This window comes from Erwinia sp. BNK-24-b, from assembly GCF_047456155.1.
GTDB lineage: Bacteria > Pseudomonadota > Gammaproteobacteria > Enterobacterales > Enterobacteriaceae > Erwinia > Erwinia phyllosphaerae.
The window spans coordinates 1323189-1340526 of the sequence record NZ_CP179901.1; the positions used below are offsets into that span (position 1 = coordinate 1323189).

Below are 17338 nucleotides of genomic sequence, written 5' to 3' on the forward strand. Positions count from 1 at the left end.
CGGCACTAATAAGAAAAAGTTGTCTTTTTAGGCAACTTTCCAGATTTACGCCAGTAGTAAAGTGTGCAGCCGAAGATTAGCTTATGCCTATCCAGCGTCGACTGTTCACTTTTCTTTGACGGGTAAGTCATTGAGGTTAATGGTGGTATATTGAGCCGGCGCTCGGGCTCTGGCAAAGAGTGGTCCTGTTTTATCTTGCCGACAGACAAAATCTGCGTTTAGCACTGAGCGTTATATTTGGCTTTTAATTTTAACCATTATCCTTGTTGCGGATGAAATTCAATCCGATGAGCACCGGGTCAGGCTCAGCGCCTTTTTGGGCCGCTGGCCGCTGCATGCCTGTAATAAGTAAAGATTTTCTTTACTTTTTTGCGGCATTGCTTTACTCATTATCTGGTGTACAAGGGGAAGATCATGGCGTATTCAGGCACAGGCCACGTCACTATTCTATCGCTGGCAAGCGGTAAACCATTGAGTCAGCCTGCCACGGACAGTTCATCTTTGACGCTTAGCGAACCCGCGATTATTACGCTGCAAGGCGCGCCGTCTCAGGTCTCTTCTTATCAGAAGCAGGGTGAGGATCTTATCCTGCGAATGCAGGATGGCCGTGTTGTAAGCTATAAACATTTTTTCACGGCGGTAGACGGAAAACAGAGCGAGCTACTGTTTCAGGAAGAGCATTCGCTGCAGCAGGCGCTTTTTTCAGAAGCGCTGCAAAGCGATCCGCAGGCCATCACATCATTAACGCCAGCCTGGCATTCGCTTGACGATGCGGCCTCTTTAACCACGGCGTCGGTATCCGCCCCCGCGGCCGAGGCCAGCGATTCTACGACTGCCGTCGGTATCGGACTGCTTGGCCTGCTGGGCGCAGGCGCGGGCGTGGCCGCAGCCAATAGCGGAGGAGGCGGACATAAATCTTCCTCTACAGCGCAAACCGCCACCACTGAGAATGCGGCAGCGTCAGAAGCAGCGGTTCCCGTTAGCGAAACGACCGCCGCTTCAACCTTAACCGCAGCGACGACCGATCCAACCGCCGCAACAACCACAACAACGGCAACAACCGGCGACAGCAGCACATCCGGCAGCAGTGCCGTGGTAGAGGCTCCGGCTACGGCTTCCACGCTACCGGAACTGACCCTCGATCCCGTTACCGGTGACAACGCGGTAAATTATAAAGAGGGGATTTACGGCATTGAGCTGACCGGTACGGCGACAAACCTGCCGAACGACACGCTGGTTCAGGTCACCCTGGACGGCAAAACCTGGACAGGCAGCGTCTATAACGGCCAGTGGCAGGTACAAATCCTTGACGATGAAGTTGCCGCCATTAAAGACGGCAGCTACAAAATCACGGTCAGCGCGACCGACGCAAGCGGCAACGGCACCAGCATTAGCCAGGATCTGCTGCTGATAACCCATTATGACAGCAGTAATCCGACGGTCACGCCAAACGACATTACGCTTGCCAATGCCGTACAGCACGCCGACGGCACTACCTGGTATACGCTCAGCGGCACAATGGAAACGCCTCTCCCGCTGAAATCGTTCGCGGTACAAAGTTCTGAGACGATGAGCTGGCGCGACGGTGTGATTAATGCGGACGGCAGCTGGAGCGTAGAAGTCAGCGCAGACGATCTGCGAGACGGTTTTAATAACCTGACGTTTGGCGTGCAGGACGGCGCGGGCAACTGGTTTGAGCAAAGTATTAGCGTGAACGCCGACCTGAGTACGCCAGTGGCGGCCGGTGGCGGCAGCGAAGTGACGCCGCCGGTGACGGAAGATAACCCAACGGACGGCGATAATAGCGATCCGGGCACCGCTACGCCTGGCGAAACGCCGACGCCGACCGGTTCGCCTTCACTGACCATCAACAGCCTGACCGGCGATGGCATTATCACCGCCGATGAAAAACAGACTGCGCAGACGCTGAGCGGCACCACACAAAACCTGGCGGCAGACAGTACGCTGACCGTTACGCTGAATGAGAAAACCTATACCACGACGCTGGCGGCGGACGGCAGCTGGCGCGTAGCGATTCCGGCGGCAGATTTACAGGTTCTGCCAGTGGGCAGCAACCGTATCAGCGTCAGTTTTGACAATAGCGCGGGCGGCACTACCACGCTAAGTAAAGCCATTACCGTCGAGGCTTCCGCTCCGCCAGCGGACGCCCCGCAGCCCCATCCGACTATCGATACACCCTTTGTCGACGGCATCATCAATGAGCAAGAAGATTCTCAGGCCTATACGCTGACCGGCAATACTGGCATCACCGGGGCAGGCCAGAAAATTGCCTTAACTATCGACGGCGTAAGCTACGCAGGTACGGTAGACAGCGACGGCAACTGGAGCGTACCGCTGTCAACGGATGACATGTATAACGCTGCGTTTTACCAGGCGCAGGGCGACCACACCATTTCGGTGACCATCACGGATGTTTATGGTCAAACCGGGACGGTAACCAGCACCTTTGCCGTCGATACGCAGGCCCCGTCCGTTACTATTAACACGCTGGCAGGCGACGGCCTGATCGACGCCACGGAAATTAATAGTCCACTGGTGATTTCCGGCACGGGCGAGGCAGGCAGTGCTGTTGTCGTCACTTTTGGCACTACTACTCTTAGCGGCACCGTCGACGAGAACGGTCACTGGCAGTTCAGCGTACCGGCCGAAACGCTGCAAAGCATGGACGAAGGTAGCTACAACGTTGTTGCTAAAGTAACCGATGCGGCGGGAAACAGCGACTTTGACTCAACAACGGTACAGATTTTTGCCACCGACGCGCTGCCCGAGCTGACCATCGATCCCATTACCGGTGACAACGCCGTTAGCTATCAGGAAGGGATTTACGGCATTCTGTTTACCGGCACCGCGGCACATCTGCCGGACGGTACGCCGATTACGCTGACCATAGACGGTAAAACCTATGGCGGCAGCGTAGGTGGCGAGGGCGGGGAGTGGCAGGTACAAATCGGCGACGACGACGTCGCTGCGATCAAAGACGGTACTTACAAAGTGACGGTCAGCGCCACCGACGCAAACGGCAACGGCACCAGCGCCAGCCAGGATCTGCTGCTGATCACCCACTACAACAGCAGTAATCCGACGGTCACCGTTAACGCCGTTACGCTTGCCAATGCAGTACAGCACGACGATGGCAGCACCTGGTACACGCTTAGCGGCACCGCAGAGACGCCGCTACCGGTGAAATCATTCGCTATACAAAGTTCCGAAATGATGACCTGGCATGACGGGGTGATTAATGCGGACGGCAGCTGGAGCGTTGAAGTTAACGCGGAAGATCTGCGCGAAGGCACCAGCACGCTAACGTTTGGCGTCTCGGACGGTGCCGGAAACTGGTTCGAGCAGGATATTAATGTGCCTGTCGATCTGACCACGCCGGTTGATACCAGCGGCAGCAGCGCGGAAATGCCCGCGCCCGTGACGGACGATAACCCAACGGATGGCGACTCCAGCACTGACACCAGCACTACGCATGACGACGCCAGCGCAGCAGCAGCTATCAGCGCAGCCGCCATCAGCGCGGACAGTAGCACCTCCTCTACGGACAGCAGTACTTCCTCTACGGACAGTAGCACTTCCTCTACGGACAGCAGTACTTCCTCTACGGACAGTAGCACTTCCTCTACGGACAGCAGCACTGCCACTACGGACAGCAGCACTGCCACTACGGACAGCGCCGCAACCAGCAGCCACGTGCAGAACATCGACGGTGAAACCACGGTCGTCGGCACGGAAAGCAACGACACCTTTACGCTCAGCTCGCTGAACTTCCTGAGTAATCTGACAGGTGGCGGCGGTCACGACACGCTGGCGTTAAGCGGTTCGCACGAGGCGCTGGACTTTGCCTCGCTGGGCCTGAAAGCAAGCGGCATTGAAACCATCGACCTGGGCACGCTCGGCAGCAACAGCATCACGCTGGGCCAGAAAGATCTCCTGGCGCTGACCGACAACGCCAGCGACGCGCTGACCATTAAAGGCGCGGACGGCAATGCGGTCACGCTAAGCACGACGGAAGGCGGCGTCTGGAGCGACGCGGGCCAGCGCACGGTCAATGGCCAGCTTTTCGATCTTTATCACAACTCATCCGCCAGCCATGAAGGCACGCTGGCCGATGTTCTGATCCAACATAACTTACAGGTACAAACCGCCTGACCCGACTGGCCGGGGCGGGCTTGTCGTCCCCGGCCATTTTTCTGACAAAGGATGAAGATGGAAAGTGGTGCCAAGATGAAGAGAGTCTGGCTTTCCCTGTGTCTGGCTGCGGCATGCAGCGCATCGGGACAGCACGCGCTCGCAGCAAAGCAGCAAAAGGTCGAGTTTAACTGGCGAGCCGCACCGACCGAGGAGCAGGTCTCCACGTTGACGTTACGCGAGGCCATTTTAAGAGCCTTTGCCCGCAATCCAAAAATCTCTCAGGCCGCCGCGCAAATCCGCGTAGGCGAAGCGGATCTGGACGCCGCAGAAAGCGCCTGGTATCCGCAAATCTCTCTTAATGCCACCGGCGGCAGTTCACAGCAAACATACTCCTCCGGCACGGTGAACAATAAAGGCTCCGGCGGCATTACCCTCAGCCAGCTGCTGTGGGACTTTGGCCGTACCAGCGGCGCAATCGACGAGCAGCACCAGCTGTCCGATGCCTACCGCTTTGCCCTTTACGACACGATGACCACCGTCGCGCAGGATACGCTCCAGGCTTATCTACAGGTCAAGCGTTACCGTACGCTGGTGGAAGCGGCGCGTAATAACGTCGCCTCGCTGGAACACGTTAAGGAAATCGCCCACTATCGCGCCGACGCCGGGCTTAGCTCGCAGTCTGACGTCTTGCAGGCGGAAACCCGCATCGCCGGTATGCGCGCCACAATGGAGCAATACCGTGCTTCGGAACGCTCGGCGCAGGCGCAGTTGACAGTGCTGACCGGCGTCGTCTCCGGCGACTTACCCGATTTGCCGCAGTCGCTACTGAAGCAGCAGGTCACGCTCGATAAAATTTCCTACGAGAACAGCGCCGCCGTTCGCAGCGCGCAGGCCAAGCAGGAAGCCGCAAGAGAACGTGTTCGCCAGGCTTCGTCTAACCACTGGCCGACCATCAAGGTAGTGGCGGGACGCACCCGCTACGAAGGCAACAGCACGACCAACTCCTACTGGGACAATGAGCTACAGCTTCAGGTTGAAGCCCCGCTTTATCAGGGCGGGCTGGTCAACGCCAAAACCCGCGCGGCAGAAGGTGACCGCGAAGCGGCCGAAGCCGCTATTGATCAGTCGAAGCTGGATATCAACCAGCACGCTTCTACCGCCTATGCCGACATGATCGGCGCGCAGCAGCGCCAGGCGGCCGGAGAGCAGCAGCTCAGTAGCGCCGAGCATACCCGTTCGGTTTACGCCGACGAGTACAAACTTAACAAGCGCAGCCTCAACGATCTGCTGAGCGTTGAACAGGACGTCTTTCAGGCTGACAGCAGCCGTCTGACCGCGCTTTACGACGGCTGGGACGCCACCGTGCGCTATGCCGCCGCCGTCGACAATCTGCTGGATATTATGGGCATCGATCGTGAAGCCACCAGCGGCCAAACCTTGCCATCGCTTTAAAATAAAAGGCTGTATTTATGACCAAAACCGCTAGCACCGAGAACTGGATCGACGCCATGCTGCGCGTAGCGGCGCGCTTCGGTAAACCGGCGGACGGCTCCACGCTGCGCCAGCAGATGCGCTGGTTTGAACACCTGACCCCCGCACAGCAGCTGGAAAGACTGGCGGGCCTGCTGGGCCTGCATCTGACCATGATGCCGCGCGATAAGATCCGTTGGCGGCAGGAAGTAACGCCGGTCGTGCTGATTATGGAAAACGGCAGCGTGGTGGTGGTTGAAACCATCGATGCCGAAGGCAAAGCCCGCTACTGGCTAAGCGACGGCGGCGACGTGGTGCGGGAAAGTGAGCTGGCGACGCTGCTTTCGCAAAGCAAAGAGCAGGTTGGCATTATCGGCGTGGCGGCGCGCGGACGCGATGCGCGTATCGATGAGTTTGTGAAGCCCTATAAAAAGCACTGGTTCTGGGAAAACTTTCGCGGCATGGGCCGCCGGATTATGGAAATCTCGCTGGCTTCCGTGGTCGGCAACGTGCTGGCGCTGGCGGGCATTCTCTTTTCAATGCAGGTGTATGACCGCGTTATTCCGGCGCAGTCGCAGCCAACGCTGTGGGTGCTGTTTACCGGCGTGCTGATCGCCGCCGCCATCGAATATCTGATCCGCCTGATGCGTACCCAGGTTTCCGATCTGATGGGCAAGCGCATCGACTTAAAAGTTTCCTCTATGCTGTTTGCCCGCGCGATGAATATTCGTAACGAGGCGCGGCCCAAATCGACCGGCTCGTTTATTTCGCAGCTGCGTGAAATCGATCAGGTGCGCGAGCTGCTGACCTCGACGACCGTTGGCGCAGCGGCGGACATGCCTTTTGTTATTCTCTTTCTGTTTTTAATGGGCTTTATCGGCGGGCCGCTGGTGATTATTCCGCTGCTGGCCATTCCGCTGATCGTCATCCCCGGCCTGCTGGTGCAGATCCCGATGGCGAAGCTGGCAAAAGAGGGGCTGCGTGAAGGCGCACTGCGCAACGCGGTGCTGGTGGAAACCATTGAAGGCATCGAAGACATCAAGTCGCTTCAGGCGGAACCCTATTTTCAGCGGCAGTGGGAGCAAACGCACGAGGTCAGCGCCACTATCGGTATGCAGCAAAGGCTATGGGGCGCAAGGCTGACCGGCTGGGCTTCGACGGTGCAGCAGCTGACCTATGCAGGCATGCTGGTGTTTGGGGTCTATCTGGTACTGAATGGCGATATTACTACGGGTACGCTGGTCGCCAGCAGCCTGCTCTCCTCACGCACTATTGCGCCACTGATGCAGCTGACGATGGTTTTTTCGCGCTGGCAGCATGCCAAAACCGCCATGACGGGCCTGGACGAGCTGCTGAAAAAGCCGCTGGACCAGCCGGAAGAGGGCGAAATGGCGCACTGCCCAACGCTGACCGGCCATTACGATCTGCGCAACGTGCAGTACAGCTACGATGAAGAAAACGTCAAAAACGTGGTGACGGTTGGCCAGCTACAAATCAAGCCGGGTGAAAGGGTGGCGATTTTAGGCAAGGTTGGCGCAGGAAAATCGACGCTGCTTAAGCTGCTGGCTGGCCAGGCGAGGGCGACACAGGGCAAAGTTATCGTGGACGGCGTGGATATTAAACGTATCGATCCGGTGGATTTACGGCGTCAGCTGGGCTGGCTTTCGCAGGATTCACGGCTGTTCTTCGGCACGCTGCGCCAGAATCTGATGCTGGGCAACCCGCACGCCAGCGAACAGGAGATGCTACAGGCGTTACGCGTCAGCGGTGCGCTAAGCCTGGTGCAGCAGGATGCGTCCAGTCTTGACCGCATTATCAACGAAGGCGGACGCGGGCTTTCCGGCGGCCAGCGCCAGATGGTGATGCTTAGCCGCATGATCCTGCGCCAGCCGCAGGTCGTACTGATGGATGAGCCGACCGCCTCTATGGATGAATCGTTGGAAGAGTACGTTATCGGCCAGATGAAGGGCTGGCTTTCGGGCCGCACGCTGGTGCTGGTTACCCATCGACCCGCGCTGCTAAAGCTGGTGGACAGAATCGTGGTAATGGACAATGGCCGTATTGTGGCTGACGGCGCGCGCGATGAGATCCTGCGCGCGGCGGCGGCACAGTCGGCGAAACAGAGCGCCGGACAAGGGGACGCCGCATGAGCCTGATATTGATTGACCGCAGCCTGAAACGTAATGAAACGCGCACCTCGGCCATTATCTGGCTTTGCGCCGCCGCGCTGGTGGTATTCTTTATCTGGGCGCATTTTGCCATCCTGGATGAGGTAACCGTAGGTACGGGCAAAGTCACGCCCTCCAGCCGCGCGCAGGTGATTGAAAGCCTGGACGGCGGCATCGTCGATCAGCTTAACGTTCACGAAGGCGACATCGTTGAGAAAGGCGAGATACTGGCGCGCCTCGATCCGACGCGCTTCCAGTCCAACTTTGGCGAAGCGGCGGCCAAAGCCCGAACGCTGCGCGCTTCCGCCGAACGACTGCGCGCTGAACTGACCGGTGCGCCGCTGGCTTTCAGTGCGGAAACCCTGAAGGAGCCCGAGCTGGTCGCGCGTGAAACGCAGCTGTACCAGTCGCGCCGCCGCAACCTGACGGAAACGGTCAGCAATCTCCAGCAGTCAATGAAGCTGGTGCAGGACGAACTGCGCATGACCCAGCCGCTGGTAGCAAAAGGCGCGGCGGGCGAAGTAGAGGTTATCCGCTTAAAACGTCAGATCAGCGATCTGCGCGGAAAGATCGACGAAGCAAAGAATGACTATGCGGTACGAGCGCGTGAGGAGCAGGTGAAAAACAACGCCGATCTGGACGCGCAGCTACAGGTGTTGACCGGCAAAGAGGATCAGCTGACGCGAGCCACGATTTACTCGCCGGTGCGCGGCATCGTCAAAGATATTCAGGTAACGACGGTCGGCGGCGTGCTGCAACCGGGCGGCAAGCTGATGGAGATAGTGCCGCTGGAAGATCAGCTGCTGATTGAAACCCGCATCAACCCTCGGGATATCGCCTATATCCGGCCAGGCCTGCCTGCCGTGGTAAAGATCACCGCCTACGACTCTTCTATCTATGGCAATCTGGATGGCGAAGTAGAGACCGTTTCGCCAGATACGATCCAGGATGAGGTCAAGCGCGACCAGTACTACTACCGGGTTTACGTGCGTACGCAGAAGGCGGAGCTGGTCAACAAGGCCGGCAGAAAGTTTCCTATCGTGCCCGGTATGGTGGCGAATGTTGAGATTAAAACCGGTCAGAAATCGGTCATGGATTATCTGATTAAGCCGCTGAATAAAGTTAAAGAATCACTGCGCGAAAGGTAATAAACAACGCCACTGAATAGCCGATTAAATTCCTCTCTCCCGGCATAATGAATTTTTATTCAGTGGCGTTTCTGGCGCTGATTGTTCCCCCACCGAAGACTGTTTGCCACCCCCTTATTCCTTCCGGACATTCACTTTATTTTTCGCAAAAAAAAGCCGAACACAAGGTTCGGCGCGAAATAGGGTAAAACAACACATTCGGGGATGAATGAAGGTAATAATGAAATAAAATGATGATAGCGCGGATATTATATAACCTGATGATGACTTCTTTTTATCATTCAGTGCTCAGATGGGCAACATTACATAACTTTATGTATTATAAAAATTTTCCTGTTTCTTTACATTACGTGCGCTATTTTTTACTGATATGTGCGCTCGAAAAGTTCCGCTATATTTATATTTAGACATATTTAATTTACACAATGAAACATATTCGGATATTTAGTATCATATTCTTTATAGATTATTACTGACCGGCCACTAACATGTGGGTGCCGGCTGAATTTTCGACTTTCAGCACGCAGTGGTAATAAAGCACATAACAAGAGGGTAATAAAAAATGAAGCTTCGCGTTCTCTCCCTGATGGTTCCGGCTTTGCTGGTTGCCGGTTCTGCAGGCGCTGCAGAAATCTATAACAAAGATGGCAACAAGCTTGACCTCTTTGGCAAAGTAGATGGCCTGCACTACTTCTCCAACGACGACAGCTCTGATGGCGACCAGTCCTATATGCGCTTCGGCTTTAAGGGCGAAACCCAGATCAGCAATCAGCTGACCGGTTACGGCCAGTGGGAATATCAGGTTGCGCTGAACAACTCTGAAGATGAAGGCAGCTCTGACAACCACACTCGCGTAGGCTTTGCTGGTCTGAAATTCGGCGACGCTGGCTCTCTGGACTATGGCCGTAACTACGGCGTGGCTTACGATATCGGCGCATGGACCGACGTACTGCCAGAGTTCGGCGGCGACACCTATGGCGCGGACAACTTTATGTTCCAGCGTTCAAGCGGCCTGGCGACCTACCGCAACAACAACTTCTTCGGCATGGTTGACGGCCTGAATTTTGCCTTGCAGTACCAGGGCAAAAACAACAGCGGCACCGAGCTGAGCGGACGTGACGTGCTGGCGCGTAACGGCGACGGCTGGGGCATGTCGACCACTTATGATATCGGTTCCGGCTTTGGTATCGGTGCGGCCATGTTCAGCTCCGACCGTACCAACGAGCAGAACAACCGTACTAACGGCATTCTGGGCAACGGCGACAAGGCGACAGCCTATACCGGCGGCCTGAAATATGACGCCAACAACATCTACCTGGCTGCGATGTACACCCGTTCTTACAACGCGACCCGTTTCGGCGACAGCGACAGCGATGCTTACGGTTTTGCGGATAAAGCGGATAACTGGGAGCTGGTTGCACAGTACCAGTTTGACTTCGGCCTGCGCCCATCACTGGCCTTCGTCAGCTCTCGCGGCACCGATATTGAAGGTTACGGTTCACAGAACCTGAAGAAATACGTTGATGTGGGTACGACTTACTACTTTAACAAAAACATGTCTACCTACGTTGACTACCAGATCAACCTGCTGGACGACAACGACTTCACCCGAGCTGCCGGTATCAACACCGATAACGTTGTAGCACTGGGTCTGGTTTACCAGTTCTGATTTTAGTGGGAGCGCATCTTGCGCTCCCGCATCCTCCCTTGCTTTACTCTCCCTTCTGTTTTTCCACGCGATCAACGGTGACGTGGACGATGGAGCTGTTTAATATTTGTTTGCTTGTAATGCTTGTAGCCGGAAAAGATAATCAGGCCCAGGCAGATAAAAGGCAGCAAATAGTAGATCATAACGACCTCCATTCTTGCGGCAACAGCACCGCGTTCGTTAAACCTGGATGATATTTTGTGCAGCCTCTGACGGAAGGTCAAGTGCGTCCGGCCCGGCTTTACGCTGCTTTTTTACGCTTTCAGGGCCGGAATTTAATAAAGGTATTTAGTCAAAGATGAAGAAGAACTGGTTGTATTTCCCTGTTGTGGCAGCATTTTTTATGGTTTCCGGCTGTGACCAGCATAACCAGAGTGCAGGCGATTCCGCGCTGGTCCTGGAGGGACGCACAATGGGAACATTCTGGCGAATTAGCCTGGCCGGGGTAGACGAAAGTCGAAAAGAAAGCCTGCAAAAAGCGGCACAGCAGCTGCTGGACAGCGACGATCGGGAGCTCTCCACGTGGAAAGATGACTCGGTTATTTCCCGGTTCAATCAGTATCGCGGCAGCGAGCCGCAGCCGATAAGCGACAACATGGCGGATATCGTAACCATGTCATTGCGCATCGGACAGAAAACCGCAGGCAAAATGGATATCACCGTCGGGCCGCTGGTTAACCTGTGGGGCTTTGGGCCAGCAAAGCAGCCGCTGGCGACGCCGAGTCAGGCACAGATTGACGCAGCGCGTGCATTAACTGGCTTACAGCATCTGCGCGTTATCCAGCGTAGCGAGGGCGCTTATCTGCAAAAAGATCTGCCCGAGCTTTATGTCGATCTCTCTACGATGGGAGAAGGCTTTGCCACCGATCACCTGGCGCGCCTGATGGAAAAAGAGGGCATCAATAACTATCTGGTTTCCGTTGGCGGCGCGGTGCTGACGCGTGGCAAAAATGCCGAAGACAAGCCGTGGAAAGTGGCTATCCAGAAGCCGACGGATAAAGAAAATGCGGTACAGGCCGTGGTGGATTTACAGGGGCACGGCATCAGTACCTCCGGCAGCTACCGCAACTATTATGAGCTGGACGGCAAGCGTATCTCGCATATTATCGACCCGACCACCGGACGGCCCATCCAGCACAAGCTGGTTTCCGCAACGGTTATCGCCACCACGGCGCTGGAAGCGGACGGCTGGGATACCGGCCTGATGGTGCTGGGTGAAGAGCAGGCCAAAGCGCTGGCGCTGCGCGAAAATCTGGCGGTCTACCTGATTGAAAAGCAGGGCGATGGTTTTAGCAGCTGGATGTCGCCGCAGTTCAAAGCCTTTATTCTGCCGCAGCAGGAATAGCTACAATTAAGGTAACTGTTCCAGCTTAAAGCGCTGGTGCCTGTAAACCACATTGGCGTCGGCGGTTGCCCGATTGTCCAAATGCTTTCCGTACAGGGGGACGTCATGCTGGATTTATTTAGTGAAGAAACGCCGTGGTCAGAACCGCTGGCCGAAGGCGCGGTGATCCTGCGGCGGCGCGCGCGGGAAGAGTCGCCTGCGCTGCTGGAGCTGATCCAGCAGATTGCCGCGCTGAATCCTTTTGCGCATCGTATTACGCCTGGCGGTCATCGCATGTCGGTAGCAATGACCAACTGCGGCGATTTCGGCTGGTCTACGGATTCACGCGGCTACCAGTACAGCGAATATGACAACGTCAGCGGACAGCGCTGGCCCGCCATGCCGGATCGCTTTCGCCAGCTGGCCGTGGCCTGCGCCCACGAGGCCGGTTTCGCGCATTTCCAGCCTGACGCCTGTTTAATCAACCGCTACGCGCCGGAAGCGAAGCTGAGCCTGCATCAGGATAAAGACGAGCAGGATATGCAGCAGCCGATCGTCTCCGTTTCGCTCGGCCTGCCTGCCGTATTTCAGTTTGGCGGCTTTGAGCGAGGCGACGCGGTGCAGCGCGTGCTGCTGGAACATGGCGATGTAGTGGTCTGGGGTGGCCCGTCGCGCCTGCGCTATCACGGCATTTTGCCGCTTAAGCACGGCAGTCATCCTGCCACCGGCGCGTTTCGCTACAATCTGACCTTCCGGCGAGCCTTTCGCTGAGGCCCAGTTGAGAATTATTATTGATATCGTCCCGCTTCTCATTAAACTGCAGGCTGCTCAGTTTAACGGGATGGTGTCATGGAGTTGCTGCACGTCGTTTATCGACAGTACCGCTGGCCTTTTGTCGGGGTTATCTGCCTTAGCCTGCTCAGCGCCGCGCTCGGCATCGGGCTAATCGCCTTTATCAACCGTGAGCTGATTACCTCACTTAACGCCTCCTTGCTGATCCTGCCGGAATTCTTAGGGCTGCTGCTGCTGCTGATGGCCGTGACGCTGGCCTCGCAGCTGGCGCTGACGCTGCTTGGACACCACTTTGTTTACCGGCTGCGCGGCGAGTTTATCAAGCGCATACTGGACACGCAGATCGAGCGCATTGAACAGATTGGCAGCGCCCAGCTGCTGGCGGCGCTGACCAGCGACGTTCGCAATATCACTATCGCCTTTGTACGCCTGCCGGAGCTGATTCAGGGCATTATCCTGACGGTGGGATCGGCGGCTTACCTGGCGTGGCTGTCGCCAAAGATGCTGCTGGTAACCACCGTCTGGCTGACGATAACTATCGTAGGCGGCTGGCTGCTGGTGGCAAAAGTTTATCGCCATATGGCCAGCCTGCGCGAAGTGGAAGACGCGCTTTACGCCGACTATCAAACCATCATTGAAGGACGTAAAGAGCTGGCGCTCAATCGCCAGCGCGCGCAGCTGATTTATGACACGGTTTATCAGGAAGACGCCCGCTCTTATCGCCATCATATTGTGCGGGCGGATACCTTTCACCTTAGCGCCGTAAACTGGTCAAACATTATGATGCTGGGGGCGATTGGCCTGGTGTTCTTTATGGCTAACAGCCTTGGCTGGGCGGATACGGCGATAGCGGCGACCTATTCGCTGACGCTGCTGTTTCTGCGCACGCCGCTGCTCTCTGCCGTTGGCGCTTTGCCGACGCTGTTAAGCGCGCAGGTTGCCTTTAACAAGCTCAATACCTTTAAGCTTGCCAGCTATCGCGAAGAGTTTGACGCCGAGCCCGCTAAGCAAAACTGGCAGACGCTGGAGCTGCGCAATTTGCTGTTCCATTATGGCGACGGTGGCTTTGCCGTTGGCCCGATTAACCTGACCTTAAAGCGCGGCGAGCTGGTCTTTCTGATTGGCGGCAACGGCAGCGGAAAATCGACGCTGGCAATGCTGCTGACCGGCCTTTACCAGCCGGTTTCCGGGCAGATCCTGTTGGATGGCAAAGCGCTGGACGTGGCCGGGATGGCAGGCTATCGCCGCCTGTTTTCCGCCGTGTTCACCGATGTCCATCTGTTCGATCGGCTGATTGATAACCACGGCGCGCCCGCCGATCCGGCACAGGTACAGCGCTGGCTCGAACGGTTGCAGATGCAGGACAAACTCCGCCTGGAAGGTAACAAGGTGCTGAACCTGAAGCTATCGAAAGGGCAAAGCAAGCGGCTGGCGCTGCTGCTGGCCACGGCAGAACAGCGCGATATTCTGCTGCTGGATGAGTGGGCCGCCGATCAGGATCCGCATTTTCGGCGTATCTTCTATCGCGAACTGCTGCCGTGGCTGAAAGAGATGGGAAAAACGGTCTTTGCTATCAGCCATGACGACCACTATTTCCTGCATGCCGACAGGCTGCTGGAGATGCGGGAAGGGCATTTGAGCGAGCTGACGGGCGAAGAGCGCGAGCTGGCGACGCTGGACGCGGTGAAAAGAACCGGCTCTGATTAACCGCCCGGCGCATATGCTGTGCATAAATAGTCAGTAGTCAGCGCCCTGGCGAATAAGTAAGGTGAAGCTGACGGTTGCATGCCGTCACGGACTTTCCCGTCGTTTACCGTATATGGTCAATACCGGACTGGTTGCATATCAGTCCGGTTTTTTTATGCGCGGCGTAATAATCCAGCTGGTCAGTGAATCGCTTTCGTGCTCTACGCGCCCGCTAAAGAGCCTGCCCGCCGGAAAGTCAGTGGATAAGGTTCGATTGAGACGCAGCGTCACGTTGGTTATGGCGCTATCGCAGGCCGTTATCTCGGCTTCGTTAAAGTTCATAAACTGGCGAAAGGCCGGGAACAGCGTTTTATAAAGACTCTCTTTTAAAGAAAAAGCGGCGGTCAATGCGGTAGCAAAAGGCTGGTGGCTGGTGGCGAGCACGGCTTTTTCCCGTGCGCTGATAACCATGCTCTGCATTTCCTCTGCCGTCTCTGGCTGCATAAACTCTTCACAATCGACGCCCAGCAGCTTGCCGCTGGCCTCGCGAGTCAGCAGCAAGCCGATCCGCTGGCGAGTATGCGAAAGTGAACCAGCCATGCCTTGCGGCCAGACGGGTGCGCGATCCGCATCGTTTGCCAGAACGAAATCAGTAAAACCAAACAGCGTCAGGGCATACCGGGCGCAAACGCGGCTGGCAAGATATTCAGCGCGGCGCTTTGCCACGGCTTTACCCAGATGAGCAGGAAAAGGCAGCTGATACGTCATAAAAAGAGCGTCGCTGTACAAGGCGAGGTGATAGCGAGCCTGTAGCAGCAGGACATCAGCATGTCCTGCCGGAGAAGAGCAGCTGATGTCGGTGAGAAACGGCCCCAGGGACGGCGTGCAGGCCGGGTACCGGAAGCTTATCTGTTCAGAACTCATCGCTGCTCCTGCTTAATCGCCAAAGCGGTGATTAAAGCAGGTCAGAACCACAATCGTAAAGCGTGGCATTATTTATTGGGCGGAATATTCATCCCTTTTAGTGAAACAACAAAGTGCTCGTTGCCGCGGGAGATTTTTGCGCCACGATCGCACCAGTGGCTCGCAAACCGGAAAAAATCATCGCTGTCAATGTCATAGGCCAGTTCAACCTTGCTGATACCGGACTGCAGCATCTCGTTAGCGTCCCTGTAATTCTTTGCCTTAATCGTTGCCATTTTGATTACCCGTGGTGAATTTACTGCCTCAAAAAGTGTAATGACAGCCTATGTCAACAATATGACATTTTTGTTTCAGCGGCTCGCTTTGAGAATATCGCCATGTTTTATAAGACATTGTTATTTGTACTGTCGAGGTGGGAAATTTCCGTAACCTGATATAAACAAAGGGGATGCTGATTGTTATGGCCGGCGTTCTCTGTTTTTGGCTGGAACAGAAGGTAAGCATATGATTTTTTAATTACTTACTGTAATTAAGCAGGGGAATTAACTAAAGGCGGGGGGCAGGGTAATATCGGCACAGCGTTTTTAAAGACCAGAAAGCAGATTTACAGGCAACCGCCGTGCGCCAGCGGTTGCCTGAGGACCTATTTCACTTCGGTGATCACGCTGCTTTCAGGTTCAGCCTGTTTGCTGCGGTATTTGCGGAAAATCGTCACGGCCAGCAGCAAGCCTGCCAGGGCCGGTACGGCACCCACATAGCCCACCGAGGACATAGAGAGATCCAGGCTCACTTTGTTCCCCAGCAGCGCGCCCGCGCCGATACCAATGTTAAAGATGCCTGAAAACATCGCCATGGCAACGTCGGTAGCGTCTGGCGCCAGCGTCAGGACTTTCATCTGCATGCCCATGCCGATCATCATAAACGCCATGCCCCAGAACAGGCTCAGCACAACCAATCCCGTTTTGCTAACGGCAACCGGCGACAGCAGCAGGAGGCACAGCGCAAGCACGCCAATGGAGCCAACCAGCAGTGGCGTAAGGCGCTTTTCACCGCTCTTGCCAAAAATGATGCTGCCGGTAATACCCGCCACGCCAAAAATCAGCAGCAGTAGCGTAGCGAAGCCCTGATCGAAACCAGACACCTTCTGCACAAAAGGTTCGATGTAGGTGAAGGCGGTAAAGTGCGCGGTCACCACCGCTACGGCCAGCACGTACAGCCCAACCAGCGCCGGACGGCGCAGCAAATCCGGCAGGCTCTTCAGTGAGCCAGTATGTTCTGACGGCACGCGCGGCATGATTTTTAAAATCAGACCCAACAGCACGAAAGCGCTGGCACCGATAGCCAGGAAAGTACTCCGCCAGCCAAAGGCCTGACCGATGATTCTGCCCAGCGGCAGGCCCAGTACCGAAGCCAGAGCGGTAGCCGTCGCAATCAGGCTTAACGCCTGGGCTCTTTTACCCGGCGGCGCAAGCCGAACCGCCAGCGAGGCAGTTATCGACCAGAACAGCGCGTGGGCGAGGGCGACACCGGCGCGGCTGAGCAGCAGCACGTCAAAGCTCCAGGCGAAAAACGCCAGCACGTGGCTAAAGGTAAACAGGCTGAAAATGGCAATCAGCAGCAGACGCCGGTCGGTATTGCTGGTCATCAGCATCAGCGGCAGCGACATCAGCGCCACGATCCAGGCGTAGATAGTCAGCATAATGCCCGCCTGCGCGGACTCCATGCCAAAGCTCTGGCCGATGTTCGAAAGCAGACCGACCGGCATATATTCTGTGGTGTTGAAAATAAAGGCAGCGACAGCCAGAGCCAGAACGCGTGACCAGGCAACTTTGCGTGAAACGATGTTCATCTCAGACATAGGCTTCTGCTCCGTATCAAATCCCAAAGCGCGTAATTCTAGTGGCGGCTGTTTAAAATTCAATGGATAAGTGATCCGCATCACACTTTTTACATAGTTTGAAGA

11 protein-coding genes are annotated in these 17338 nt (G+C 56.1%); 8 read left to right on the forward strand and 3 right to left on the reverse strand.

The window, feature by feature from the left end; translation table 11 throughout:
* Positions 1-414: 414 nt before the first annotated feature.
* The 8 genes from ACMGGR_RS06030 (at position 415) to ACMGGR_RS06065 (ending at position 14472) form a co-directional block, all read left to right on the forward strand.
* A complete protein-coding gene (locus ACMGGR_RS06030) occupies positions 415-4173 on the forward strand; it encodes an Ig-like domain-containing protein (RefSeq protein WP_414148392.1) in 3759 nt (1252 codons plus the stop codon).
* 75 nt (positions 4174-4248) lie between these two features.
* Positions 4249-5607 carry a TolC family outer membrane protein gene (locus ACMGGR_RS06035; RefSeq protein WP_246757929.1) on the forward strand — a complete coding sequence of 453 codons (1359 nt, stop codon included), beginning with the start codon at positions 4249-4251 and terminating at the stop codon, positions 5605-5607.
* A gap of 17 nt (positions 5608-5624) precedes the next feature.
* Positions 5625-7775: a type I secretion system permease/ATPase gene (locus ACMGGR_RS06040; protein WP_246757928.1), complete on the forward strand. Its 2151-nt coding sequence runs from the start codon at positions 5625-5627 to the stop codon at positions 7773-7775.
* The gene (locus ACMGGR_RS06045; protein ID WP_246757927.1) at positions 7772-8941 is read left to right on the forward strand and encodes an HlyD family type I secretion periplasmic adaptor subunit; all 1170 of its coding nucleotides are present in this window, start codon (positions 7772-7774) and stop codon (positions 8939-8941) included. Before ACMGGR_RS06040 ends, ACMGGR_RS06045 begins: the two co-directional genes overlap by 4 nt.
* 562 nt (positions 8942-9503) lie before the next feature.
* A complete protein-coding gene (gene ompC / locus ACMGGR_RS06050; protein ID WP_246757926.1) occupies positions 9504-10610 on the forward strand; it encodes a porin OmpC in 1107 nt (368 codons plus the stop codon).
* 337 nt (positions 10611-10947) lie between these two features.
* A complete protein-coding gene (gene apbE, locus ACMGGR_RS06055; RefSeq protein WP_414148393.1) occupies positions 10948-11994 on the forward strand; it encodes an FAD:protein FMN transferase ApbE in 1047 nt (348 codons plus the stop codon).
* A gap of 105 nt (positions 11995-12099) precedes the next feature.
* On the forward strand, positions 12100-12744 hold the full coding sequence (gene alkB, locus ACMGGR_RS06060) for a DNA oxidative demethylase AlkB (protein WP_414148394.1): 645 nt from the start codon (positions 12100-12102) through the stop codon (positions 12742-12744).
* A 78-nt stretch (positions 12745-12822) separates the two neighbouring features.
* Complete coding sequence (locus ACMGGR_RS06065; RefSeq protein WP_414148395.1) at positions 12823-14472, forward strand: multidrug ABC transporter permease/ATP-binding protein; 1650 nt, start codon at positions 12823-12825, stop codon at positions 14470-14472.
* A gap of 138 nt (positions 14473-14610) precedes the next feature.
* Here ACMGGR_RS06065 and ACMGGR_RS06070 read toward each other — a convergent pair whose 3' ends face one another.
* The 3 genes from ACMGGR_RS06070 to ACMGGR_RS06080 form a co-directional block, all read right to left on the reverse strand.
* Positions 14611-15375 carry a 4'-phosphopantetheinyl transferase family protein gene (locus ACMGGR_RS06070; RefSeq protein ID WP_414148396.1) on the reverse strand — a complete coding sequence of 255 codons (765 nt, stop codon included), beginning with the start codon at positions 15373-15375 and terminating at the stop codon, positions 14611-14613.
* Between the two features lie 68 nt (positions 15376-15443).
* Positions 15444-15650: a hypothetical protein gene (locus ACMGGR_RS06075; protein ID WP_246757921.1), complete on the reverse strand. Its 207-nt coding sequence runs from the start codon at positions 15648-15650 to the stop codon at positions 15444-15446.
* Between the two features lie 368 nt (positions 15651-16018).
* Positions 16019-17233, reverse strand: coding sequence for a sugar transporter (locus tag ACMGGR_RS06080; protein ID WP_246757920.1), 1215 nt, complete (start codon positions 17231-17233; stop codon positions 16019-16021).
* Between the last annotated feature and the right edge of the window lie 105 nt (positions 17234-17338).

Bases quoted from the DNA above. Each gene is read 5' to 3' on its own strand.
- ACMGGR_RS06030 (WP_414148392.1), top strand. From the start codon at position 415: ATGGCGTATTCAGGCACAGGCCACGTCACTATTCTATCGCTGGCAAGC.
- ACMGGR_RS06035 (WP_246757929.1), top strand. From the start codon at position 4,249: ATGAAGAGAGTCTGGCTTTCCCTGTGTCTGGCTGCGGCATGCAGCGCA.
- ACMGGR_RS06040 (WP_246757928.1), top strand. From the start codon at position 5,625: ATGACCAAAACCGCTAGCACCGAGAACTGGATCGACGCCATGCTGCGC.
- ACMGGR_RS06045 (WP_246757927.1), top strand. From the start codon at position 7,772: ATGAGCCTGATATTGATTGACCGCAGCCTGAAACGTAATGAAACGCGC.
- ompC (WP_246757926.1), top strand. From the start codon at position 9,504: ATGAAGCTTCGCGTTCTCTCCCTGATGGTTCCGGCTTTGCTGGTTGCC.
- apbE (WP_414148393.1), top strand. From the start codon at position 10,948: ATGAAGAAGAACTGGTTGTATTTCCCTGTTGTGGCAGCATTTTTTATG.
- alkB (WP_414148394.1), top strand. From the start codon at position 12,100: ATGCTGGATTTATTTAGTGAAGAAACGCCGTGGTCAGAACCGCTGGCC.
- ACMGGR_RS06065 (WP_414148395.1), top strand. From the start codon at position 12,823: ATGGAGTTGCTGCACGTCGTTTATCGACAGTACCGCTGGCCTTTTGTC.
- ACMGGR_RS06070 (WP_414148396.1), bottom strand. From the start codon at position 15,375: ATGAGTTCTGAACAGATAAGCTTCCGGTACCCGGCCTGCACGCCGTCC.
- ACMGGR_RS06075 (WP_246757921.1), bottom strand. From the start codon at position 15,650: ATGGCAACGATTAAGGCAAAGAATTACAGGGACGCTAACGAGATGCTG.
- ACMGGR_RS06080 (WP_246757920.1), bottom strand. From the start codon at position 17,233: ATGTCTGAGATGAACATCGTTTCACGCAAAGTTGCCTGGTCACGCGTT.